This window comes from Pseudomonas peli, assembly GCF_050563605.1.
Lineage (GTDB): Bacteria > Pseudomonadota > Gammaproteobacteria > Pseudomonadales > Pseudomonadaceae > Aquipseudomonas > Aquipseudomonas peli_A.
Genome location: NZ_JBNXUH010000447.1, coordinates 1 through 246, shown reverse-complemented (window position 1 = coordinate 246; position 246 = coordinate 1). Strand labels below are relative to the sequence as shown.

The 246-nt window shown below is 60.4% G+C and carries 1 pseudogene; it reads left to right on the top strand.

Annotated elements, in window-relative coordinates:
• Positions 1-105, top strand: a pseudogene (locus tag ACQ4LH_RS22205) (hydroxypyruvate isomerase); the annotation flags it as partial.
• Between the last annotated feature and the right edge of the window lie 141 nt (positions 106-246).

Sequence of the window (246 nt, the reverse complement as noted above, 5' to 3'; positions counted from 1 at the left end):
GCGCAGTACGACCTCTACCATATGGCGCGTCAGGGGCTGGACGTGCAGGCCGGAATCATCTTGCTGGCCGAGCGTATCGGTCATGTGCCTGTCTTNCACCCACCGATGTTTCCACTCTTGGTTCGTCGTCGACAGCTTCAGCTGTGTATACGAGTCAGGCGCAGTGCGGCCTCTTCCATATGGCGCGTCAGGGGCTGGACGTGCAGGCCGGTATCACCTTGCTGGCAGAACCTGTCGGTCACATGC